The 23843-nt window shown below is 52.0% G+C and carries 16 protein-coding genes and 2 rRNA genes (1 of these 18 only partly in view); 14 read left to right on the plus strand and 4 right to left on the minus strand.

The window, feature by feature from the left end; genetic code table 11:
* The 14 genes from RBB62_RS01165 to RBB62_RS01230 form a co-directional block, all read left to right on the plus strand.
* A 23S ribosomal RNA gene (locus RBB62_RS01165) occupies nucleotides 1–2696 on the plus strand; it begins 101 nt to the left of the window's first position.
* Between the two features lie 182 nt (nucleotides 2697–2878).
* A 5S ribosomal RNA gene (gene rrf / locus RBB62_RS01170) occupies nucleotides 2879–2995 on the plus strand.
* A gap of 293 nt (nucleotides 2996–3288) precedes the next feature.
* Nucleotides 3289–4383 carry a glycosyltransferase gene (locus RBB62_RS01175; protein ID WP_309396188.1) on the plus strand — a complete coding sequence of 365 codons (1095 nt, stop codon included), beginning with the start codon at nucleotides 3289–3291 and terminating at the stop codon, nucleotides 4381–4383.
* Nucleotides 4380–6110, plus strand: a complete 1731-nt coding sequence (locus tag RBB62_RS01180) for a tetratricopeptide repeat protein (RefSeq protein WP_309396190.1) — start codon at nucleotides 4380–4382, stop codon at nucleotides 6108–6110. The genes RBB62_RS01175 and RBB62_RS01180 overlap by 4 nt, the downstream gene beginning before the upstream one ends.
* A gap of 60 nt (nucleotides 6111–6170) precedes the next feature.
* Nucleotides 6171–7004 carry an ABC transporter permease gene (locus tag RBB62_RS01185; protein ID WP_309396192.1) on the plus strand — a complete coding sequence of 278 codons (834 nt, stop codon included), beginning with the start codon at nucleotides 6171–6173 and terminating at the stop codon, nucleotides 7002–7004.
* Nucleotides 7005–7009: 5 nt separating this feature from the next.
* Nucleotides 7010–8299, plus strand: coding sequence for an ABC transporter ATP-binding protein (locus RBB62_RS01190; RefSeq protein ID WP_309396194.1), 1290 nt, complete (start codon nucleotides 7010–7012; stop codon nucleotides 8297–8299).
* 90 nt (nucleotides 8300–8389) lie between these two features.
* A complete protein-coding gene (locus tag RBB62_RS01195) occupies nucleotides 8390–9337 on the plus strand; it encodes an SDR family oxidoreductase (protein WP_309396196.1) in 948 nt (315 codons plus the stop codon).
* Nucleotides 9334–10431, plus strand: coding sequence for a dTDP-glucose 4,6-dehydratase (rfbB, locus tag RBB62_RS01200; protein WP_309396198.1), 1098 nt, complete (start codon nucleotides 9334–9336; stop codon nucleotides 10429–10431). The genes RBB62_RS01195 and rfbB overlap by 4 nt, the downstream gene beginning before the upstream one ends.
* Nucleotides 10432–10433: 2 nt before the next feature.
* Nucleotides 10434–11303, plus strand: a complete 870-nt coding sequence (rfbA, locus tag RBB62_RS01205; RefSeq protein ID WP_309396200.1) for a glucose-1-phosphate thymidylyltransferase RfbA — start codon at nucleotides 10434–10436, stop codon at nucleotides 11301–11303.
* The gene (locus tag RBB62_RS01210) at nucleotides 11300–12139 is read left to right on the plus strand and encodes a class I SAM-dependent methyltransferase (RefSeq protein ID WP_309396202.1); all 840 of its coding nucleotides are present in this window, start codon (nucleotides 11300–11302) and stop codon (nucleotides 12137–12139) included. Before rfbA ends, RBB62_RS01210 begins: the two co-directional genes overlap by 4 nt.
* 182 nt (nucleotides 12140–12321) lie before the next feature.
* Nucleotides 12322–14556: a glycosyltransferase gene (locus tag RBB62_RS01215; RefSeq protein WP_309396204.1), complete on the plus strand. Its 2235-nt coding sequence runs from the start codon at nucleotides 12322–12324 to the stop codon at nucleotides 14554–14556.
* A complete protein-coding gene (locus RBB62_RS01220) occupies nucleotides 14540–15670 on the plus strand; it encodes a glycosyltransferase family 9 protein (RefSeq protein WP_309396206.1) in 1131 nt (376 codons plus the stop codon). Before RBB62_RS01215 ends, RBB62_RS01220 begins: the two co-directional genes overlap by 17 nt.
* 27 nt (nucleotides 15671–15697) lie before the next feature.
* Nucleotides 15698–17671, plus strand: coding sequence for a hypothetical protein (locus RBB62_RS01225; protein ID WP_309396208.1), 1974 nt, complete (start codon nucleotides 15698–15700; stop codon nucleotides 17669–17671).
* A 51-nt stretch (nucleotides 17672–17722) separates the two neighbouring features.
* Nucleotides 17723–18562 (plus strand): glycosyltransferase family 2 protein, encoded by an 840-nt coding sequence (locus RBB62_RS01230; protein WP_309396210.1) that lies wholly within the window; start codon nucleotides 17723–17725, stop codon nucleotides 18560–18562.
* Here RBB62_RS01230 and RBB62_RS01235 read toward each other — a convergent pair.
* From RBB62_RS01235 to RBB62_RS01250, 4 genes are all read right to left on the minus strand, one after another.
* The gene (locus tag RBB62_RS01235) at nucleotides 18559–20142 is read right to left on the minus strand and encodes a glycosyltransferase family 39 protein (protein ID WP_309396212.1); all 1584 of its coding nucleotides are present in this window, start codon (nucleotides 20140–20142) and stop codon (nucleotides 18559–18561) included. The genes RBB62_RS01230 and RBB62_RS01235 overlap by 4 nt on opposite strands.
* Before the next feature lie 228 nt (nucleotides 20143–20370).
* On the minus strand, nucleotides 20371–22266 hold the full coding sequence (locus RBB62_RS01240; protein WP_309396214.1) for a M48 family metallopeptidase: 1896 nt from the start codon (nucleotides 22264–22266) through the stop codon (nucleotides 20371–20373).
* 115 nt (nucleotides 22267–22381) lie between these two features.
* Nucleotides 22382–22978: a LemA family protein gene (locus RBB62_RS01245; RefSeq protein ID WP_309396216.1), complete on the minus strand. Its 597-nt coding sequence runs from the start codon at nucleotides 22976–22978 to the stop codon at nucleotides 22382–22384.
* 106 nt (nucleotides 22979–23084) lie between these two features.
* Nucleotides 23085–23702, minus strand: coding sequence for a methyltransferase family protein (locus RBB62_RS01250; RefSeq protein ID WP_309396217.1), 618 nt, complete (start codon nucleotides 23700–23702; stop codon nucleotides 23085–23087).
* Between the last annotated feature and the right edge of the window lie 141 nt (nucleotides 23703–23843).

A 23843-nucleotide genomic window follows, 5' to 3' on the forward strand; every position in this document is an offset into this window, starting at 1 on the left:
ACCCGGAGATTTCCGAATGGGGCAACCCAGCAGTTTCGACTGTTATCATACACTGAACACATAGGTGTATGAAGCGATACCCGCCGAAGTGAAACATCTCAGTAAGCGGAGGAAAAGAAAGAGAATTCGATTCCGTAAGTAGTGGCGAGCGAAAGCGGAACAGGCCAAACCTGGAGGATTTATCCTCTGGGGGTATGGAGCCCGTCGTGGTACTAACAATGTTAGCAGAAGCTTCTGGAAAGCTGCATCATAGAGGGTGACAATCCCGTATGCGAAAACTGCGTTAGACCTAGGGAATTCCTGAGTAGCACCGGACACGTGAAACCCGGTGTGAATGTGTGCAGACCACTGCATAAGCCTAAATACTAGGTATCGACCGATAGTGAACCAGTACCGTGAGGGAAAGGTGAAAAGCACCCCTGTTAGGGGAGTGAAAGAGTACCTGAAACTTATTGCTGACAAGCGGTCGGAGCTCTCTTGTAGAGTGACGGCGTACCTCTTGCATAATGGGTCTGGGAGTTCATGTTCGTAGCAAGCTTAAGTCATTACGTGACGTAGGCGCAGGGAAACCGAGTCTGAATAGGGCGATGAGTTGCGGGCATGATACCCGAAGCGGAGGCGATCTACCCTTGGCCAGGTTGAAGCTTTGGTAACACAAAGTGGAGGACCGAACACACACACCTTGAGAAGTGTGGTGATGAGCTGAGGGTCGGAGTGAAAGGCTAATCAAGCCCCGTGATAGCTGGTTCTCGCCGAAATATATTTAGGTATAGCGTCTCGTGCTGACTCTTGGGGGTAGAGCACTGAAAAGGCTAGGGCCCCATACCGGGGTACCAACCCTTATCAAACTCCGAATACCAAGAGGTGTAACGAGGCAGTCAGACTGCGGGGGATAAGCTCCGTAGTCGAGAGGGAAACAGCCCAGACCGCCGATTAAGGCCCCTAAATAGTAGCTAAGTGGATGGAAGGATGTGAATCTTCACAGACAATAGGGATGTTGGCTTAGAGGCAGCCACCATTTAAACAGTGCGTAATAGCTGACCTATCGAGAGGATTTGCGCCGAAGATGATCGGGACTAAGCTACTTGCCGAAATCGCGGGATCAATATGATCAGTAGGCGAGCGTTCTAACAGCATCGAAGTCATCTGGTAATGGATGGTGGAGCGGTTAGAAGTGAGAATCCAGACATGAGTAACGATAAACACGGTTAGAATCCGTGTCGCCGTAAGGATAAGGTTTCCTGGGCAACGTTCGTCGCCCCAGGGTTAGTCGGCTCCTAACACGAGGCCGTAAGGAGTAGTGGATGGAAAGCAGGTTAATATTCCTGCACCGAGTAGAAAGGACGGATTGGAAAGACCCCCTATCTTATTGAATTGGGAGTTGATAGCTACGGCTTGATACGCAGGGGTTGGACCGGTTCCAAGAAAAGCTTCTACATTTAGGCCGTACCGCAAACCGACACAGGTATCCGGGATGAGTATTCTCAGGCGCGTGGGTTAACCCTCCTTAAGGAACTCGGCAAATTGGCCCCGTATCTTCGGTATAAGGGGTGCCCGCTTCGGCGGGCCGCAGTGAAGAGGTGCAACCAACTGTTTAGCAAAAACACAGCTCTCTGCCAACACGCAAGTGGACGTATAGGGAGTGACACGTGACCAATGCGGAAAGGTGAACACTTGTTGTTAACGCTTCGAGTCTAAGCCCCCGTGAATGTCGGCCGTAACTATAACGGTCCTAAGGTAGCGAAATTCCTTGTCGGGTAAGTTCCGACCTGCACGAATCGTGAAATGAGTTGCACGCTGTCTCAAGGAGGTGCCCAGTGAAATTGTAGTCGCTGTGAAGATGCAGCGTACCCGCAGCAGGACGGAAAGACCCTATGAACCTTAACTGTAAGCAGGTATTGGTATTTGATTTTCGATGCGTAGGATAGGCGGGAGGCTTTGAAGCCGCACTCCAGGGTGTGGTGGAGCCAATGGTGAAATACCGCTCTTCGTTTGTTAGATATCTAACCCCGATCCCGTTAGCCGGGCGGGGAACAGTGCTTGCGGGTCAGTTTGACTGGGGCGGTCTCCTCCTAAAGTGTAACGGAGGATTACGAAGGTCTACTCAGGGCGGTTGGCAATCGCCCATAGAGCACATGGGTATAAGTAGGCTTTACTGTGAGACCTACAAGTCGAGCAGTTGCGAAAGCAGGTCCAAGTGATCCGGCGGTCCAGTGTGGGACGGCCGTCGCTTAAAGGATAAAAGGTACTCTAGGGATAACAGGCTGATTCCACCCAAGCGTTCACAGCGACGGTGGAGTTTGGCACCTCGATGTCGGCTCATCACATCCTGGGGCTGGAGAAGGTCCCAAGGGTTAGGCTGTTCGCCTATTAAAGTGGTACGCGAGCTGGGTTCAGAACGTCGTGAGACAGTTCGGTCCTCTATCCGCTGTGGGCGTTGGAGATTTGAGGGGTTCATTCATCAGTACGAGAGGACCGTGAATGACGTGCCTCTGGTGTTCCGGTTATTGCGTCAGCAGTAGCGCCGGGTAGCTAAGCACGGAACCGATAAGCGCTGAAAGCATCTAAGCGCCAAGCGATTCCCAAGATAAGATCTCCCTAAGGATCCTGGTAGACTACCAGGTTGATAGGTCGGGTGTGTAAGTGCAGTAATGCATTGAGCTAACCGATACTAATGATCCAATTGGTTTAGTCTATCGACTTACCAATCTTTACAACAACTCAAAATGCTGGATCGGGCTTTGGCCCGGGTCCCATATATCAGACTTCACTTTTATAAGTAGTAAAACCAAGCAATCATGCTGGTCACCTATACTACACTAGGAAATACCTAGCCGAATTCCGAGGAATTCAACATGGCTCGCGGTAGACTCCCAGAACTGGTGACCACAGGTGAGGTGAAACACACGTTCCCATCCCGAACACGCTCGTTAAGCCCTCAACCGCCGATGGTAGTGCCGCCCCGATGTGGTGTGAGAGTAGGTTATTGCCAGGTTATGACCCGCTTTTCCGAATAGGAGAAGCGGGTCTTTTTTTGCCCAAATTCCAAGCGGCGGGAGCATTGAGTGGGTCAACTAAACGCCGTTGTAGGATTCAAACAGCTTCAAGTACATACGAGTTGTGAATTTTTTATAATTCTTTTGCCTTTCAGGTATGTCTATTTGCCTTTGATTTACGTTTTAAATAATTCGTTAGTTTGTTTACTGCTCCGCTGATTATCTCTGCTGATTTTCATAAGCTAAAGATTGCCTAACCTTTTAGTTCGCAACATCTTGGCACAGTATATTCATGAAGTCACCCGATGTCACAATCGTTATTCCAACCTTTAATGAGGCGGACAATGTGCGCGCGATGTATGATAAAATCAGCGTCGCTTTAGCAGATTGGAACTGGGAAATTATCTATGTGGATGACGATTCACCTGACAATACGGCAGATTTGGTCGCGAAATTGGCAGAAAATGAGCCACGTGTTCGCTTGATTCGCCGAATTGGCCGGCGTGGATTATCCTCAGCAAGCATTGAAGGTTTCATGGCGAGCACCGCGGAATACATCGGACTGATCGATGCCGATGGCCAGCATGATGAGCGTATTTTGCCTCAAATGCTAAGGACTTTGCGGAGTGAATCGCTGGATTTGGTCATAGGCAGTCGTTATGTTGGTGATGGTAGCGCCGATGGTCTCGCCAATGCCGGGCGTGTTTGGGCCAGTCGATTTGCCACACGACTCAGTTCGCTGGTCATGAAAGAGTCCGTGACCGATCCGATGAGCGGCTATTTTGTCATGAATCGACAGTACTTAGAAAAATCAGTCCGAAATGTGTCCGGTAAAGGCTACAAAATTTTACTCGATTTAATCACCTCCAACTCTGAACCGCTGCGATTCAAAGAGATTCCCTATAATTTTCGCGAACGTATGGCCGGCGACAGTAAACTTGACACCAATGTAGCGGCGGAATACGTGCTTATGCTGCTCGATAAGGCGATTGGAGAGATCATTCCAGCCCGCTTCATCATGTTTATTTTAAGCGGATGTTTGGGGGCAGTCATGCACTTGTGTGTGCTGGGTATTACGCTACTAACTCTTGATTGGCCTTTTGTTTATGGACAATTGTTAGCTTCAGGTATGGCAATGATTCTCAATTTTGGAGTGAATAATAAGTTCACTTACCACGATAAAAAGCTGAAGGGTTCGGCTTTATTTCCTGCCTTAGTTAAATTTATGCTTATCTGTAGTGTAGGCGCTGTCACGAATCTCGCTGTTGCTACAACGATGTTTGATCACAATGTCGTCTGGTGGTTGTCTGGTCTGGTCGGCGCAGGAATTGGTGCGGTCTGGAACTACGCTGTAAGTAGCACCTTGACTTGGAGAGTCCTGAAATGAACGAGCACCAGAAGCGGTCAGTATATACGCTCTGTGCATTGATCTCCGCGTTAGTTGTTTTGCCTGTCTTTGCGATTTACTTCCCAATGTTAGGCCACGATCCGTTGCTTGATGATCCTGTTCAAATTAGATATATACAGGGACTAGATTCTGTCTGGGATTGCTTTAAGCCAGATAGTAATAACTGGTTCCGACCGTTTAAAAATTTTGTTTTTTATCTCACCTACAGCGAGGAGTCAGGTACTAAGTGGACTTCAGCAGCATGCTTGAGCATTTTCGTGTTAAATACCTATCTGGTAGGACTACTGTTGTTTTATATTTTCGATAATCGGAATTGGTCATTGGTGGGCACCGCACTCTTTGCCTACAATCCGACGATGGTTTCTAGTGTTCAGTTTCTGAGTGCTTGTAATAACCAAATCTCGCTGTCGTTCATCTGTGTAACACTGATTTTGAGCCTAGTATATGCCAGAAGCACGATTGATTTAGATTCAAAGCGACCAGCCAGACTCGTCTTTGCCGGCGTTTTACTTTCGCTGATGCTTAGCATGGTTGCATATGAGGCAGCACTGCCTGCCTTGGGAATGGTCGTGGTGATCATTTGGGCAAAGTATGGGGGGCGATACCTCGTTTCCCGAGCCGGAATTCAGTTGTGGGGCGGTGGACTCTTTGTAGTGGCTGCTTATCTGCTTATTCGGATGGATGCCGCCAAAATGGATTTCGTAAGCCCATCCTTGCCGCATGGCGTAACGAGGATCGAGCTAATTTTGCGGGCACCATATTATGCCCTGACCCATTTTCTCTTATGGGTGGAACCCTGGGGGCGTGGTGGAGTGTTTTTGGACGATGACCCGCGCGGTAAGCTGATACTAGGGGTGATCAGTTGGATTATCCTACTGCTTGTTTCAGGAGTACTGTTGCGTTTGCTAAACACGCGTTTCCGCTTTTTGGCGGCTGGTTTATTGATCTTTCTTGGGGGAATGACGACCTTGGCGAATTTCCTGGGGTTGGGGAATGGCCCGATCTGTAATTACTATTTGTTGATTCCCGGAATTGGGTTAGTGATCGCTTATGTCGCTCTGTTTAAAGAGCTTGGGAAATTGACTCATAGCAAATTGAAGGGCGGGCTTTTGCTGGTATTGGGACTTCTACTCATGTGCCTGGCTTGGAATAGCCGCGAGCGAGTCTTGGCATGGCGCAACCAGTTGGCGTTAATTGACTTCACTGTTGAGAATTACCCGGATAATTACCACGGACTTTCACTGCAGGCTGAACGCGCCATAGCTGAAGGTAAATACGATGAGGCTCAGGGATTGCTATTCCGCGCGCGGGATATCGCTCCATGGGCCATGCCTGGATACCTATATTCTGCATACGCGTATCGTTTGGACGGTGAGAACCTTGCCGCACAAGGAGTTTTGGAAAGCTACGAGCAGATGAATGGACGCACGACATGGTCGATCACAGAGCGCTTGGCCGAGCTGGCTTTGCAGCGTCGTGATTGGCAGAATGTGGATTATCTGATGAACAAACTGCTCAGCACTGAGCCGCATCCGTTAGATCATTGTCGCTTCTATGTGCAGGTGGTCATTCCTTATTTCATTGTGCAAGGTCGACTTGAGGAAGCTCGTTATTTGGTTCAGGAATTGGAGGGTATGTGTTCCACTAGCGATTACGATCAATGGGAAAAATTACAGCAGCATCGTGAGTTCCTGAGTCGTCACTGATGCAGTCCGGAACGGAGACTTGACACTCCATTCGAAATCCAGATGGCTATTGGGTTTTTTATGAAGTTGCTCCATCGATTCAAGCAATCGGACTCTGTAGTCGTCGAAGCCAATACCATTGGCTCGATCGATTGGGCAGAAGTATGGAAGTTTCGGGAGCTTTTTTTGTCTCTGGCTTGGCGCGATTTGCTAGTTCGCTATAAGCAAACTTTCATCGGAGTCGTATGGGCAGTGTTGGATCCTTTGCTCAGCATGATTGTGTTGGTGCTGATTTTCGGGGTGATCGCGAAAATGAAGGACAGTACGCCCGTAGTCGTTTTTGCGGGTATGCTTCCTTGGCAGATGTTTGGCCTCAGCCTGAACTCTGCATCTAATTCGCTCATGAATAATGCCTCGATTCTGTCGAAAATTTACTTTCCTCGGATCATTTTGCCGACGAGTTCGGTGGCGGTGAATCTTGTTGATCTTGTTATTAATTACGTGATTTTGGCGATTTTGATGCTGATCTACGGCTACCAGTTCACCTGGAAATTCCTCCTAGTCGTGCCGATTTCGATGATGGGCATCGCGATTGCATTGGGGATTAGCTTTTTTGTGTCGTGCTTGTATGTGAAATACCGCGACTTCAAAATCCTGCTGCCGTTTGTGCTCAAAATTGGTTTGCTGGTGACGCCGGTAGGCTATCAGTTGGCGAACAAGGAAGAGATTATCCAGATCTTACTTTCTCTGAATCCGCTGACCGGCGTGGTGGAGTGCTGTCGTTGGGCGGTGCTCCCCAATTACGACTTTTTCTTACCCAGCCTCTACGTAACCTTCGCGTGCATCCTGTTGTTGTGGTACACGGGTGAACGCTATTTCCGTCGCTCCGAGCAGTGGCTCAACGATGTTATTTAAGCCCCATGAGTGACACGGTCGTCTCCATTGAGAATTTAGGTAAGTGTTATCGCTTGCAGCACCAGGGCACCGGCCTCAATGCCGCTGCGTATAGTCGTATTAATGAAGAGCTTGCGCGGATGGTGCTGAATCCGTTGCGCAAGATTGTGGGTAAAGAGCCAATGGGCTCGCACACGACGACCGAAGAATTTTGGGCCCTGAAAAATGTTTCCTTGGAAATTAAACGTGGCGAGCGATTGGGGCTGATCGGGCGCAATGGCGCTGGCAAATCGACCTTCCTTAAATTGCTTAGCCGGATCATCACGCCAACCACCGGCAGATTTAGTATGGAGGGCAAGATTGCCAGCTTGCTTGAGGTGGGCACGGGCTTTCACCCGGAGCTTACCGGGCGCGAAAATATTTTCCTCAATGGCTCAGTTTTCGGGCTGAAACGCTACCAAATTCAAGAGAAATATGACGAGATTGTCGAGTTCTCAGGCGTGGAGCGCTTTTTGGATACGCCGGTTAAGCGCTACTCCTCGGGCATGCAGGTGCGCTTGGCCTTTTCGGTGGCAGCGCACTTGGATCCAGAGATCATGATCATCGACGAGGTGCTGGCTGTTGGGGATGCGCGTTTCCAGAAAAAGTGCATCGGTAAGATGAACGAAGTCGCGAACACCGCGAACCGCACGATCATTTTCGTCACCCACTCCATGGGTTTTGTGGAGGCACTGTGTAATCGGGCAATCTTGCTGGAAGGTGGTGAAATGACGGCAGACAGCGAGGATGTGCAAATGGTCGTGCACAACTACCTGGAGTCCACAATCGACCAAACCCTGGTGAAAGCCGAGTGGCGTAACCCTGGCGGCCAAGTCGAAAACGAGTTCTTCGACCTGCTCTACATGGGGATGGAGGGCGCGGCGACGCGCTTTGCGAATAATCGACCGATTCGCGTCCAGTTCGAGATCGACTTGAAGAAAACTGACCCGCGGCTCATGCTCGGCATTGCGATTTTCAACGATGAAAATTCGCTGATTGCGGTTTCTTTTTGCACAGATGTGGATCCGGAGTTGCCGTCGCGCATGCAACCGGGATTACAGACGGTGGTGTGTGAAATTCCGCCGCATTTGCTCAATGAGCGTACGCACCGTCTGGAATTCGCCGCCCGGGTGCACCAAGGACCGAATATTACCGAAATTGGCACCTGCCCGGCATCGATAAAGTTCGAGGTGGCTGGCGGGCTTTCGGATTCTCCCTACTGGACAGAGCGTCGCGCAGGTTTCTGTGCTCCTCACCTAAAGTGGGGCGTGCAGTGAAGATTGGCCTGCTAATTTGAGCGTTGCCATGCTCTGAGTAGATGTAGAAGTTTGAGTTTTTTCTAAGAATAACCCCCCTATCTACTATCTATGGTATTACTGCTGGGAGCCACAGGCTACGTCGGGACTGCTTTTTCCCATTTTCTGCGCGTCAAGGGAATTGATTTTGAGGCGGTGTCCCGGGCGGATTGTAACTACTACATCCCCGGTGAGTTAGCCAAGTTGATCAAGCAGAAGAAGCCGGAGTTCCTCATCAACTGTGCCGGTTTTACGGGCAAGCCGAATGTCGATGCTTGTGAGCTGGCGAAGGCGGACACGCTCTTGGGCAATGCCGTTTTGCCGGGTCTCATCGCCAAGGAATGTGCGGAGTCTGGATTGCCTTGGGGGCATGTTTCCAGCGGTTGCATCTACTCTGGCCGGAATGCGGATGGGGAAGGCTTCAAGGAAAGCGACGTGCCGAATTTTTCATTCCGCGATGGGCCTTGCAGCTTTTACAGCGGTACGAAGGCCTTGGGTGAGGAGGCCTTGGGTTGTGTGGAAACCGTCGATGAGTCGGGCAAGCCGTTTTGGGCATTTGAGTCGAACGAGCCGGTGTATATCTGGCGCTTGCGAATTCCGTTCAGCAACGTTGATAGCCCGCGCAACTACCTGACCAAGCTTCAACGCTACGCCTGTTTGCTGGAAGCCGAGAATTCGATTTCGCACCTGGGTGATTTCGTTGCTGGTTGTTTTGCCTGTTGGGAAAAACGTGTTCCCTACGGCGTTTACAACGTGACGAACCCTGGCTCGGTCACCACGCGCGAGGTCGTTGAGATGATCCTTGAAGTAGCCCGCTCTCGTGAAGACTCCGGACTACAAGATCGTGACTATCAATTTTTTGCCAACGAATCCGACTTCATGCAGAAGGCGGCGAAAACCCCTCGTTCCAATTGTGTCATGGACTCCGGTAAGCTGACTTCGGTCGGCATCGAATTGCGACCGGTGCGCGAAGCCGTCCGCGATTGTTTGGAGAATTGGAGCACCGAATGTCTAGTATGAGTGATAATCTTTCCAACGGCCGAACCCCGGCGGCAATCCTGGTTACTGGTGGTTGCGGTTTTATCGGCTCGGCGCTGATCTATCAGCTGTTTCAGGCCTTTCCGGGCGTCCGCGTTGTCAACCTCGACGCGCTGACTTACGCAGGCAACCCCCAGAATCTGGAAGGCTTGCCCGCTGACGCAAACTATTCATTCGTCCAAGGCGATATTGGTGATTCGGTGCTGGTCGCTGATCTGTTGGCCAAGGAGTCCTTTGACTGGGTTTTGAATCTGGCGGCGGAGTCTCACGTGGACCGCTCGATCGATTCGGCCTTGCCGTTTGTCGATGCCAATGTGCGCGGCACGGTGGCATTGCTGGAAGCGGTGCGGAACCATCTGCGCGCGAATCCAGATGCTGTGGCTAATGGCTTTCGCTTTGTGCATATTTCGACGGACGAAGTGTTTGGCACGCTGGATTGGGAGTCGCCTAAATTCTGCGAAACGACGCCTTACGCTCCGAATAGCCCGTACGCCGCTTCCAAGGCCGCGTCGGATATGTTTGTTCGCGCATTCATCGAGACGTTTAAGCTACCGGCGATTATTACAAATTGCTCAAACAATTACGGCCCGCGGCAGTTCCCCGAGAAGCTGATCCCACTCATGCTGCTCAATGCGCTCGAGGGCAAACCACTGCCGGTTTATGGGGATGGTGCGAACATCCGCGATTGGCTTTACGTCGATGACCACGCGCGCGGCATCATTGCGGCGGCCCAAAAGGGTAAGCCGGGCGAAAGCTACTTGTTTGGCGGGCGCAGCGAAAAGCGCAATCTAGAGCTCGTGCACACCATTTGTGATAGCCTCGACCAACTGCGTCCCCGAGCCGATGGCAAATCCTACCGCGAGCAAATCACGTTCGTGAAAGACCGGCCCGGACATGATCTGCGTTACGCGATTGAATGCGCCAAGGCGGAAAAAGAGCTCGGGTGGCGTGCGGAGGTAGATTTCGAGCAAGGCATTCTCTCCACGATGGACTGGTATCTCAACAACCGTAACTGGTGCGATGCGATTTCCAGTGGCAACTACCAGCGCCAGCGTCTGGGCTTGGAAACCATTTAAGCATGAAGCGAAAAGGAATCATTCTAGCCGGCGGCAGCGGCACCCGGCTCTACCCGCTAACGATTTCAGTGAGCAAGCAGCTCATGCCGGTTTACGACAAGCCGATGATTTACTATCCGCTGTCAGTGCTGATGCTGGCGGGGATCCGGGAAGTTCTGATCATCACGACACCGCAGGATCAAGCCGCGTTTCAGAAGCTGCTCGGTGATGGTTCGCAATTTGGCATCGAGCTTCAGTATGCGATTCAGGATGCGCCTCGTGGCTTGGCGGAAGCATTTATTATTGCGGAAGAATTCCTCGAAGGGGGGCCTTCCGCGTTAATCCTCGGCGATAATTTATTCTACGGTCATAGCTTGCCACAGAACTTGCGGCGCGCGTTTGCGCAAGAGTCCGGAGGCACGGTCTTTGGCTACGAAGTCAGTAACCCCGAGGAATACGGCGTCGTAGAATTCGATGCGGACGGCAACGTGGTTTCGATCGAAGAAAAACCGGTGGAGCCGAAGAGCAACTACGCGATACCGGGCATCTACTTCTTTGATGGTCGCGCGTCGGCGTTCGCCCGTGAGCAAGAGCCATCCAGGCGCGGTGAGCTCGAAATAACGGATTTGATTAGCCGCTACCAAACCTTGGGCGAGCTGAAGGTGGAGCTGATGGGCCGCGGCGTTGCGTGGCTCGATACGGGCAACCCCGACGCTCTCTTGGAAGCCGCTCAATTTGTTAAGGTGATTCAAGCCCGTCAGGGTTTGCAGATCGCCTGTTTGGAAGAGATTGCTTTCCGCAGTGGCTGGATCTCGAAAGATCTGCTGGGAGAGCGGGCAAATGCTTTATCAAAGACATCTTACGGACAGTATCTTAGTCGCTTAGCGCAATGAATTTGGACCCAATTTTATTTTTGCAGCCAGCCCGTGTCGTCGATCCGGACTCGTGGGTAGGGCACATTGCTTTTGCTCACTATTTGGTTAAGTTGATTCGGCCGCGTCTTATCGTCGAGCTTGGCGCTCACTCAGGCAATTCCGCTAGCGCCTTTGCCCACGCCCAAACTTATTTGGATATCGAAGGGCAGACGCATGCAATCGATTCCTGGGAAGGTGATTCTCAGGCCACGTTCTACGGCGGGCATATTTACGAAGATTTTCTGGAATTTAGCCGACTTAATTTCAATGGACGCCTGATTTTAAAGAAGGGATATTTTCAGGATAAGTTGGCTGACTATGATGATGAGTCGATCAACCTGGTGCACATTGATGGCTGCCACAGTTACGACAACGTTAAGGCAGATTACGAGAGTTGGCTGCCAAAGTTGGCACCAAATGGCGTCATGCTGTTTCATGATACCACCGTGACGCAGAATGCATTCGGTGTTCATCGATATTGGAGCGAAATTGCCCCCGAATTTCCACATTTTGAACTGCCTGATAGCCACGGGTTGGGCGTGCTCATGCCGAAGGGAGTGGCTAACGCTCAATTGCAGGAGTTCGCCGATAATGGGCTACCCTCAGAGCTGCTATATTTCCTCTCGATGCGTCGAACCGAACTGATGAATTACATTGCCACTAATCGGCAGGCAGAAATTATTTTGAAGAAGTTGGGTCCGGATCTTGAACGTCCTCTTTCCGGGCAAATTGACAAGGCATCTGATCGACTGTTTGACATGATTAAAGCACATGGTGAAAACAAAAATTGGATCCAGAAATTGCTGAAGCTATAGCGCGCCTTGTAGCCAGTTGATGAGACCTTAAAAAAATATAAATGGTGAATCTGTGTTGGTTAGTATTCGGGCTCGTTTCGTTCGCCAGTCTGTTGATATGATGAATAATGGGATTAGTTAGACAGTATTTGAAGGGGCGAAAATACGCCTTTACGTTTAGCGCGGATCGCCGAAGCGTGAGCGTGAAAGGTGCTTTCGAGGAAAATGTTGAAAAGCCATCCCGAATGGTTGTGCGGGTTGGTAATACTCAGCATTACCTGCGTACCCGAGCCGGTACCTCAGGGGTAACTAAGTTTGATGGGGTGTTTCGTATTGGCTTTGGTGTAAAGATACTGCGCTTTGTCGCAATTTCCAGAGATGGCCAAAAGACTGAGGAGACGGTTGCCTTTGTCCTGTTAAGTAATTCAAAGTCCGCGATCACGAAGCAGTCCTCATTCGTACGTAAGCCGATTATCCTGCCCACGCGCATGCAGCCCAAGCCGGATTTGAAGTTTCCTCAAGTGGCTGCGCCTGAGGTCAGCATCATCATTCCTGTTTTCAATCAGCTGAACTACACGATCAAGTGTTTGGAGTCTATTTGGAAGCAAACCGATTTGAGCCGTTGTGAAGTCATCATTGGCGATGATAATTCGGAAGAAGCAAACACGAACGTGCTACGTGGCATTGAAGGCTTAAAAGTTTTTATTAATACCACCGAAGCGGGCTTTATTAATAATTGCAATCAAGCGGCCGCGCAGGCGAAGGGGAAGTTTCTGTTCTTCTTGAACAATGATACCGAGGTCACTGATGACTGGCTGGAGCCTTTGCTTGAGGTATTTCAGAAAAAACCCGACGCTGGTGTTGTTGGCTCGAAATTAGTTTTTCCAGATGGCTCTTTGCAGGAAGCCGGAGGTATTTTATGGAAGGATGGATCGGCTTGGAACTATGGGCGGGATAGCAACCCGATAGATCCCGCATTTAATTACTTCCGCGAAGCCGACTATTGCTCCGGCGCAGCGATGCTTATTCCGCGTGCGTTGTTTGAGGCCTTGAACGGTTTTGATACCCACTACTGCCCGGCATACTGCGAGGATGCGGATTTGGCGTTCCGGGTGCGTCAGGCTGGCAAGAAAGTTTACTATCAGCCTCTATCTGAGGTGGTGCATTATGAAGGAGTTTCCAATGGGCGCGATGTCGCAGGAACGGGCTTGAAGCAATATCAAGTGCGGAATCAGCAGCTGTTTCTTGAGCGTTGGAAAGATGAGCTGACCAAGAACCATTTCGAGAATGGGCAGCACGTTTTACGAGCTTCTGAGCGCAGTGGCGGTCGCAGGGTGATTCTGATCCTGGATCATTATATCCCGGAATGGGATCGCGATGCGGGCTCCCGGACGATGTTTGAATACATCAAACTCTGTTTGGAGGAGGGGGCTGTGGTTAAGTTTTTTGCCGATGACCATAATGTGCAGCGTGAACCGTATGCGGGCATTCTACAGCAAATGGGCGTTGAGCTGGTGGGCTTCCCGCTTGATGGGTGGTTGGCGAAGCATGGCGCAGATTTGGATGCGGTTTGGATTTCCCGCCCGACCGTCGCTACAGCTCACATAGATGACATTAAGGCATTCACTAATTGTCGTGTTTTGTTTTACGGTCATGACTTGCACTTTAAGCGCCTCGAAATGGAGATGGAGCCATCGATGAAAGCTGAGGCTGCAAAGTACCGTGAGTTGGAAACCAGCGTCTGGAAAGATGTGGATGTTATCTACTATCCTGCTAAGGAAGAGTGTGAGTTGGTCAGTGAATTGGAACCGACCAAGATCGTTCGCCCATTTCCCATCTACATGTTTGAGGAGAATCCTCAGGAGCCTGCTCGGCCGAGCCGAGCCGAGACTTCGGGCATTCTCTTTGTTGCTGGCTTTGCCCATCGTCCGAACCGCGATGCGCTGATATGGTTTCTGGAGGAAATATACCCCCATGCTCGTGCTCAAGTGCCTGAGATTCACTTGCGGGTATGTGGATCGTTTATGCCTATGGACCTCAAGGATCGTTTATCGGAAGATGATTCGATTGAGTTCTTTGAGAACTTAAGCAACGAGGATTTGCACGAACAGTATCTCCATGCCAGGGTGGCAGCGGCTCCTCTGCGAGTGGGGGCCGGGGTTAAAGGCAAAGTACTGGATGCCATGTTCAAGCGGTGCCCACTGGTTACGACAACTGTTGGTGCACAGGGTCTGGCCGGGATCGAAGACATCGCCGCAGTTTTTGATGACCCTAAGCAGCAGGCGGCCGCGCTAGTGAAGTTCTACACTGATCCAAATGCTTGGGAACAATATGTTGCCCAATCACGCCAGTTTATTTTGGATAGGTTTTCACGGGAGCATGCGCGCTCTCTCGTTCGCTCAGACTTTCTCGATTACACCAATGCCAATCATCCATAACGACTGTCGTCATTACTTTACTGACCGGCCCTGCAAGCCGCATAAACAGCGTGGGCGACGCTGTGGCGATTGCTCGGAATATGATAAAATACTGCAAGAGATATTAATCGTCAAACTGGATGCGATTGGTGATGTGTTGAGAGCAACCAGTCTGCTACGGCCATTGCGCGAGAAATATCCGCAAGCCCGTGTCACCTGGCTGACTCGGCCGAATGCCACGGATCTGCTGAAGCATAACAGCCTGGTTGATGAGATTTTACCTTTCAATCATGAGGCTCTGTTGGTTTTGCAGACAAAACGATTTGATGTCGTGATCAACCCGGATGCTTCGGAAACAAGCTGTCGCCTGGCTTCACTGGCTAATGGTAAGGAACGCGTAGGTTACTGGATCGATGAAGCCGGTGAGTTCTTCTGTGGTAATGAGGCGGCCGAGCACTGGCGCTACATGGGGCTCGATGATGATCTGAAAAAGGCGAACCAACGTAGCTATCAGGATCTGTTGTTGGATATTTGCGATCTGCCACACGTTCCCAATCCGATCATCTGGACGCTGTCGGAGGACGAAAAACGCTTGGCCAGTGAGTTTGCCCAGCAGCATAATCTCGTGCCCGGAAAAACCCCGATTTTGGGGTTGAATACTGGCGCTGGTAGCCGATGGGTTTGGAAGAAGTGGACACTTGAAGGATTCCGCGCGCTTGTTAAAGGTACTTTGAGCGAGCAGCCGGATACGCGTATCTTACTCTATGGCGGCCCTGAAGAGGTAGAGCGAAACACCATCCTGAAGGCGGATTTTCCGGATGCAGTGGTGGATACCGGCTGCGATAATTCGCTGCGTCAATTTGGGGCTTTGCTCAGTCTCTGTGATGTGTTGGTCACCGGGGATACGATGGGTTTACATTTGGCTTGTGCATTAGAAAAGAGGATTGTGGCCCTGTTCGGCCCCACGAGTCTGCCTGAAATCGAGATCTACGGGCGTGGTGCTAAAATTGCTCCGGAGATGGATTGCCTCGGTTGTTATCTCAGTGACTGTGATGTCCGGCCAGCGTGCATGGAGCGAATTCCGGTTGATACGGTGTTGGAGTCCGTGTTGCGCGAGTTTACTGAACTGGCGTAAGGAATTTTTAAATTCAGTTACGCTTCCATGAGTGCTAAGTTATTCAAGTTTATTGGGGTTTATATCCTTTTCCTGATACTGACGGTTTTCGTTTTTCACCGCGTTGCGCTACAGGGAACTCATAGCTTCTTGAATCACTGGGATGCGACTGCGCAGAGCTATGCTTGGTCGAATCTCAATGCCAAGGCTGCTCAGAATGGGACAGTGGCCCTGTGGGATTTTTCCATGAATTCGGGTGGCAGCCATGCCGGAGAAATGCAACCCGCGCCAATGTATCCCATCAATTGGCTTTGGGCATTCGCTGAGTATCCGCTTGCTCCTTGGCTCATTGATCTGCGTCTACTTTTTCATTTCGCTTTGGCAGGCTTTGGGATGTATTTTTTCCTGCGTGGGAATCAATTGCATGGCGTTGCCTGTTTGGTTGGAGCAACAATCTTTACCTTTGTCGGCTCGGTGGCAATTCGGGCAGGAGCTCAACCCAACATTTACGAAAGCCTGGCCTACATGCCGTTGGTCCTGGCGGTCTATCAAGCGGCATTGAGGCGAGGCGGGCCAGTGTGGCGGAATCATTTACTCTGGTGGTCGGGAATTTTGCTCGGGTTCATGATCATCGCCGGGCACATGCAGCCATACATTCATACTGCTTATGCGCTGGGGATTATTACGCTGGCAATGGGGATTCAGTCGGATCGCATCAGTTTCTTTAAAGCGATTGGCATGTTGTTGATGGCTGGGTTGATCTCCGCCTTGTTTTCGCTGCCGCAAATGCTGCTTAGTATGCAATATTTGGGCGATGCGTTTCGCTGGCTGGGCGGCGATGTCATGACTAAGCCGCCTCACATTGTTCCGTTCGAAGTTTACGCCTACTCTCAGATTCTTGAACCGTGGGAGCTCGGTAGTCTCTTCTTTAATTTAGAGGGCGGGCATGGCGAGGGCACTTTGTTTTTTACTCAGACTGGCTTGGTCCTGGCGGTGCTCTGTCTCCTGCAGCGTCGCAACCGCCTTTTCTGGTTTGGTGCCGGCATGATGATATTCGCCGTGCTGGTTTCGCTCGGCCATTACACGGTGGTTGGTTGGATTAGTTATGTGATGCCGCTGATGGGGCAAGTGCGTGAGCCGGTACGCGCAATGTGCATGTTTACATTAGGTGCGGCAACGATCGCCGCAATGGGCTGTCACTTACTCTTGGTTCGGGAGACGCTGAAACGTTGGCGCTTGGTCATTGCAACTGGCGTGTTTGCACTCGTGCTGTTTGAATCATACATTTTCGAAAACAATCGCACGATGCCTTTGGCTGAGGGCATGCACCCCTCAACGTATTACGCCAAGGAAGGGGTGATCGAAGAATTGGAGTTGCTGACGAATCTCCCAAGCGGCAACCGCTACCGTTACCAGGCTTTTCCCAATGACTTGATTCCACCCAATTCCGGCAATGTTTACGAGCTGATGGGAACGCGCGGGCATCGAGCGACGATGGGGCGTCCGATCTTTAATTACTTCGCTCGCGATTGGGATCCACATTCGGCAAACTACGATGTGTTGGGCTTGCGATATTTGGTTAGCAATGAGCGCATGGAAGGCTTCAAGGAAGTCCGGAAATTTGACGATGTTTACCTGTATGAACGCGAGGGGGCATTGCCGGTTCTCTGGCTGCTGAATGAGCAAGGTGAGAAACTTGCTGCCCCCGTTGAGTCAGTGGACTGGGGAGTCAACAGCGTGCGCATTACCTTGGAAGCAGAGGTGAGTGGCCTTTTGGTGTTCGCTCAGCCGGACTATCCTGGTTGGGTTGTGAGCGTGGATGGCCTGCCTCGCGATATCGAAGTTTGGGATATTTTTCAGGCGGTTATGGTTTCGCCAGGAGATTCAATCGTCGAGTTTGCCTACCGGCCCAAGCGATTTTTCGCGGGTTTGTTGGTTGCGCTGGGGGTGCTCTTGTTCGCTATGTTGCTGTCTTGGCGTAGTTTCAAGGAAGGGCTGAATCATGCCTCCGCAGCATCTTGACGAAAGGCTCGCGCATCGACCTATTCATGTTTATCTAATTTTTTCGCAGCAGTGCCGAAGCTTTCCATCATTGTCCCCACCTACATGTGCCCCGTTGAAACGGGGGCTATGCTCGCGACGCTAGACACCGTGTCCGCGCCGTATGAGCTGATTTTGGTAGACGACAATAGCAATACCGAAACTCTGGAGATGCTGCGCAACTACGTTGCCGCGCATCCCGAAGCTCAGCTGTTTGAAAACGAGATAAACCGCGGTTTTGCGGTTAACTGTAATGCCGGTGCCAAACGAGCAACTGGTGATGTGCTGCTTTTCCTGAACAACGACCTCGTCTTAAAGCCTGGGTGGTTTGAGCCGATGTGGCAGGCAGTGCAATCGGCAGAGGATGTAGGAATTGTTGGTAATGTGCAATTTGGTGTGCGCACTGGGCTGATCGATCATGCGGGCATGTTTTTCCACCTCGACGGCGTGCCGCGGCAAGCGCGCAAGGGCTGTTCCCGGGCACCAGCAGAAGACGTCACGCAATGGCGTTGTGTGAGCGCAGCGTGCATTATGGTGCGTCGCAGTGTGTTCAATGAAGTGGGTGGGTTCGACGAAGGATACCGCAACGGTTGCGAGGATGCAGATTTATGCGTGCGGCTGACGCTGGCTGGCTATCGCCACTTGGTATGCAATCGCAGCGTGATCCAGCACCATGTGAGTGTTTCTCCCGGCAGGCACAAACATAACGACGCAAACCTACAGCGTTTTATTGGTCTGTGGTCGGAGCAAACCAAGCAGTGGGGAGCCGAAGAATGGGCACCGGAGTTTTGGAAAATTTACCAACGCAAGCCTTGGAAAATCCCGCCATCACTTTGGCCTAAGCTGGTTGTCGGTTTATTGAAGGATGGTTAGTGCGCGTCTGGGTTGCGAGGTGTAACTGTATAAACTTCATAGAGTGCCTCATCGCCATCGTGGATGATGTCGATCGTGTAGTCGACGTCGATGGAGTTCAACGCGTCGATGAAGCCACTGCGTGTGGCGCTGAATGATGCGTGCTCCTCGGCGAATAGGATGCCGATAAAGGGGGCCATTTCGTAGATGCGCTGATCGTCTTCTGCACGGATGGCCGCACTCTTTTCCATGCGCATGCTAAACGTAGGCCAGTAGTCTAGCATTTTACGCCGACTTGGCGCACTGACCATGCCGATCAGCTGGGTCGCGAGCCCCCAGTCACCCAGCACAATATTATTATAGCTATTCGTCGCCTCTTTTTCGTTTACCAGATCGCCCAGCTCATAAATAGCTGTGCTCCATTTTGCCTTAAATTTCTCGGTTTGGCTAATTTGCCGTTGGAAGTAAACAGTGGCTTGGGCATCCGCCAGCAGGACGACGACTATGGCAAAGGCTGTCAGTACTACACCTGCATTGCGAACGGGCTTGCTGATTTTTGTTGGCAGGTTGGCCCAACATGCGCAGGCCGCGACTAAAATTAGTTGGGGGTAGGGAAATATCATCATGGCGTGGTGTGGCCCGCCAGCTTGAGGCGTAATGACGATTTCGAGAAAGATGATAGTTCCGACAATGGCGCTGAAAGAGCTCAGTTTGAGTGCCCAGTCGAGAGGGGGGTATTGCGTTATGGTTTTGACTGATAGATTTCTTCGCTGCCAACTGCGCCATATGTTGCAGGCCAGTAATAGCATGCCGGCGACCAGACAGGCAAGGAGGATGAAACTCCAGCGATAATACAACGGAACCTCTTCTTCCAGAAACAGGGCTTGTATTGAATTACCATCAAAGGTCGCATTAATCAGTGTTGTAATCTGATTGAGCCGCGGGAGCATGGTTGCTAGGTCGGGCAATTCGAGAAGTGGCAAAATGAAGATCGCGGCTGCGACACCAAACACTGCTGCAATCGCCAGTGCCTTGCCCGCATGCTTGTTGAGCAATATTCGAAACGCTGAGGGAAAACAAAGGGGCGTAGCCGCAGCAAAAGCTGCGATGTACCAAATGAAGTTTAGCTTGTCGAAGAGGCCTAACGCAAACGTGAGAGTGAGCGCGGCTAGCCACTTCTTACGACCAGATTGAATCCAGCGAACCAAACAGTACAGCGATATCGCTTTGAAAAGCAGCATCAGGGAGTCTGGGCCCCAGTCGTGTCGGGTAACCAGAAAGAAGCCAGGCGATGCAGCGCACAGTCCAGTGAAGATCAGTGCCCAACGGGCACCAAGCGTGCGCCTAACCGTCAAGAAACCGATCCATAGGCCGGCCGCGCCAATGATCAGAGAGGGGAGGCGGATGGTTAATGGCGTTACGCCGAATACTGCAAAAATAGGCGCAAACAACCACGCTTTTAGCGCGCCGATGTAGGGCATGAGTTGGACGGGAGTATCGAACAGCCGGGAGTGCACGAAGAGCCCCGGAACCGCTTCACCCAGTGCGGCATTTACGAAGAGCACTTCATCGTAGTAGAGCCCTGGTTTTTCCAGATCCAAGCTGGCGAAAACCACGTAAGCAAAAATGATACAGAGCGCTGCAATTGCACAGCCCCGAGTAGCCCATTTGCGATTCAGGCTATGCTTTGCCGTTGGTAGCTCATTGTCCGAAGTAACCATCGTGGACAATTAGGTGTTCGCTTCGTTGAATGACAAGGTCCGTTTTTTGTATCTGCAAATGTTAGCGGCACATCGCTGCTCTAGCTGTTCGCAGTGCTCAAAAGAAAATTACACCAGCGGCGGCATCGGGCAGTCGAGGGTTACGGCGACGGCCCGGATTAGCTCACCTTCGTCGGTGGTGACTTCGCCATCGTGGGCCACAGCGGCGGCGCAGGCGGCCAGCATCTGTCGCTTCGTGCCGAAGCGAGCGTCGGCCAGAACGTCGAGCGCTTTGTCCAAATCATTGAAGCTGAGCTGATCGACGGGCAGCAGCTTGACTTGCCCGTGGAACACCGGCGCATGCTGGATGGCTTGGGCGAAGATCTTGTCCGCTTCGGCGATGCTGCTAGGTTCGCCGGCCCAGACCATCGTGCTCAGCAGCATTGCAAAGTGTTCGCGCAGCGGAGCGGTGGAGCTGATGACTTTGGTCTTGGCGTGTGCGCCTTCAAACTTGCGGCCCAGGTGACGTTTGACCAGGCGCATGACAGCGAATTCAAAAAAGGAAACTTCGTCGTCTGCTTCGGACAGTTTGACGATGCGCTTGAGCAGCTTGTCATAGTCGGCACGGGAAATTTGCGCGAGTGCCGGGAGCGTCATTTCGATCAACGGGATGCGCTGCTTGACGCCCTGTGCTTGTGCTTTCGGGTAGTCATCCCTAACCGCTTGGGCGAGCGCTTTGCCGCCATCCTGTTCGAGCCAATCAAGCTGCTTTTGGCGGATGTGACTATCGCGGTCGAGTAGCAGAGCGAGGATCAGGGCATCGGCCTGTTTACTGTCGTGAATTTGCTCGCCGAGCGATTCCTCGGCCTGCGCACGAGATTGCTGGGCGTACGCGAGCTGCGCCGCGCCGATGGCACCAACGCCGGCTACCATTTGAAGTGGGTCGACTTTGTGGCGAGCCGAGGCGGAAGGAATGGGCGGTGGTTTTGGTGCCTCGCGCTTGGGCGCAGTGGGCGCTTTGAATTGACCATCCCAGTTCGGCATAACTCGCTTGATGCGGTCGTCTAGTGGCGGGTGGGTGGCGAAGCCACCACCGAAGCTGCTCTTGAGCGCGTTGGCGAAAAAGAAGTGCGCGGTTTCCGAAGTGTGGTGGTGGTTCACGACGGAGCCTGCGCCGCCGATCTTCATCAACGCACCACCGATACCGTCGGGATTGCGGGTAAACTGCACGGCGGAAGCGTCGGCCAGGTACTCGCGCTGACGGGAAATCGCACTCTGAATCAACCGCCCGAAGAACACGCCGATCCATCCGATGGCCATCATGCCGAGGCCGAACAGCATGATGGCGTTGCCGCCTTTGTCATCCCGGCGACGGCTGGTGACTTCCCCCCAGAAGCCCGCGCGCATGAGACCTTGCCCTATGATGGAGATCAGCAAAATGCCAAAGAGCACGCCCATGAGCTTGATGTTCATGCGCATGTCGCCGTTGAGAATATGGCTGAATTCGTGGGCAATGACGCCTTGAAGCTCGTCGCGGGAAAGGCGTTGCACGCAGCCGCGGGTCACGGCGATGGCGGCGTCGTCCGGCGTGTAGCCAGCGGCAAATCCATTGATGCCGTCTTCGCGGTCGAGGAGGTAAACCTCCGGCACGGGCGTGCCTGAGGCGATGGCCATTTCTTCGACGACGTTCATCAGTTTGCGCTCGTCGGGATCGGCGGTGCCAGGGTCGACTTTACGCCCGCCGACACTCTTGGCTACAATGCCGCCTCCACCTTTAAGCTCGGCAATCTTCGAAAGGCTGGCTCCGCCTACGAGGAGGACGACAAAGCCCGCAACTCCAGCGAGAACAATTGGCTGCCAGATCACCCATTGGACGGGCTGGTTTTCGGGTGTCGTGCCATAGCTGTAAAATACCATGCACAGCGCATAGAGCGCAACGATGATGCACGCGACTGCGAGCACGAAGTAAACGACCAGCAGCTTGGTGCGTGAATGCGCGTCATCCTGGGCGGAAAAGAAATCCATGGGAGAAGAAAAAGTGGGGCGTAGTCTCCAGACAAGCCGTCACGTCAGATTGGTTAACGAATGCTGGAGGCAGCGGCTTGTCTGGAGACTGCGTTCTGCCTTTGGTTAACGCAATTTAGAACGACACTTTGACCGCTTCGCGCTCGGTCGGGTTGGTTACCTCGAAGAGCTCGGCTTGCTGGAAGCCAAATGTGCCAGCAATCATGACGGTGGGAAAGGTCTCGCGCTCGGTGTTGTAGGCGGTAACGCTGTCGTTGTAGGCTTGGCGGGCAAAGGCGATCTTGTTTTCTGTCGAGGTCAGCTCTTCGGTGAGCTGCATCATGTTCTGGTTAGCCTTCAGATCAGGGTAGCTTTCGACGAGGGCAAAGAGCTTGCCCATGGCACCGGTCAATGCCGTTTCGGCACCGATCAGGCCTTGAATTGCATTGGGATTATCTGGGCTGGCGGCAGCTTTGTTGCTGGCAGTTTGCGCGGTGTTGCGCGCGGCGATGACGGCTTCCAGCGTTTCGCGTTCGTGCTTGAGGTAGCCCTTGGCGGTCTCGACCAGATTTGGAATTAGGTCGTAACGACGCTTGAGCTGCACATCGATTTGCGCGAAGGCGTTTTTGAAGCGGTTACGGAGTTTGACGAGCTTGTTGTAGAGCCCGATCACAAAGAAAATCACGCCAATAAAGAGGAGCGCGATGACGCCAAGTGCTATCAAAATTCGCATAATGTGTTGAAGTAGAGGTTCAACGCTAAACCTACCATGCGTGTGCGTGGAATGGAATTATAATCGGCGTGGTGTTTTATAGCCGAAAAATACGCTGCCTGAGAGCTTAGAAGGGGAGTGCGAACAGCGCCAGGATGTCGTTGGTGTGCATGAGCTCGATGGCGTCCACGGCGATGATGATGGCGAAAAACCAAAACACTTCGCGCAGGCCGCGCTCCACCGCGCGGGTAGAAATGGTCATTGTCTGAGCGCCGCTGCGGTAGTCCTGAAACGTCGGGATAAAGCGTGGGGTGCCCAGGCGATAGCTGTCGAAGTCCTCGCCAAAGAGCTCGGCTAGCCGGTCTTCTTCGCCGTGAATTACACTTGCGTAATACACCAGAAACAGAGCGCAGATGATGATGGTGAGGAAGAAGCTTTGCAGCGCAAAGCCCACTCCAATCATACCAATGAAAGAGAATAGGTAGAGCGGGTTACGGCAGAGTGAATAGGGGCCGTCTTTGCAGAGCACTTGATTCTTGCGACCGGCAATGTAAACGAGGCACCAGACGCGCCCCAGACCAGCGAGAATCAGAAACAAGCAGCCAGTAAACTCCATAACCTCACCCCAGTTGCTGTTAAATTCCCGGGGGACCGACGTCAGGGCAACCACGATAAACGCTAGGACAGTTAAAGCTGATACCGGTTTGCGGAGTCTTTCGCTCGTCGAATGAGTTTTCTTTTTCATTTGGGAATTGGACGACAACCGCTGGGGGGGGGGCGTTCAACCCTGAGGCGTTGTAATTTACGGTATTAGCTGCGGTTTTTATGTAAAGCGCCGAGTTCGATGAACTCGGCGCTGAAAGGAAATCCGCGGAAGATTGGTGAG

The sequence above is a fragment of the Cerasicoccus maritimus genome (genome assembly GCA_031296935.1).
Taxonomy (GTDB): Bacteria; Verrucomicrobiota; Verrucomicrobiia; order Opitutales; family Cerasicoccaceae; genus Cerasicoccus; species Cerasicoccus maritimus.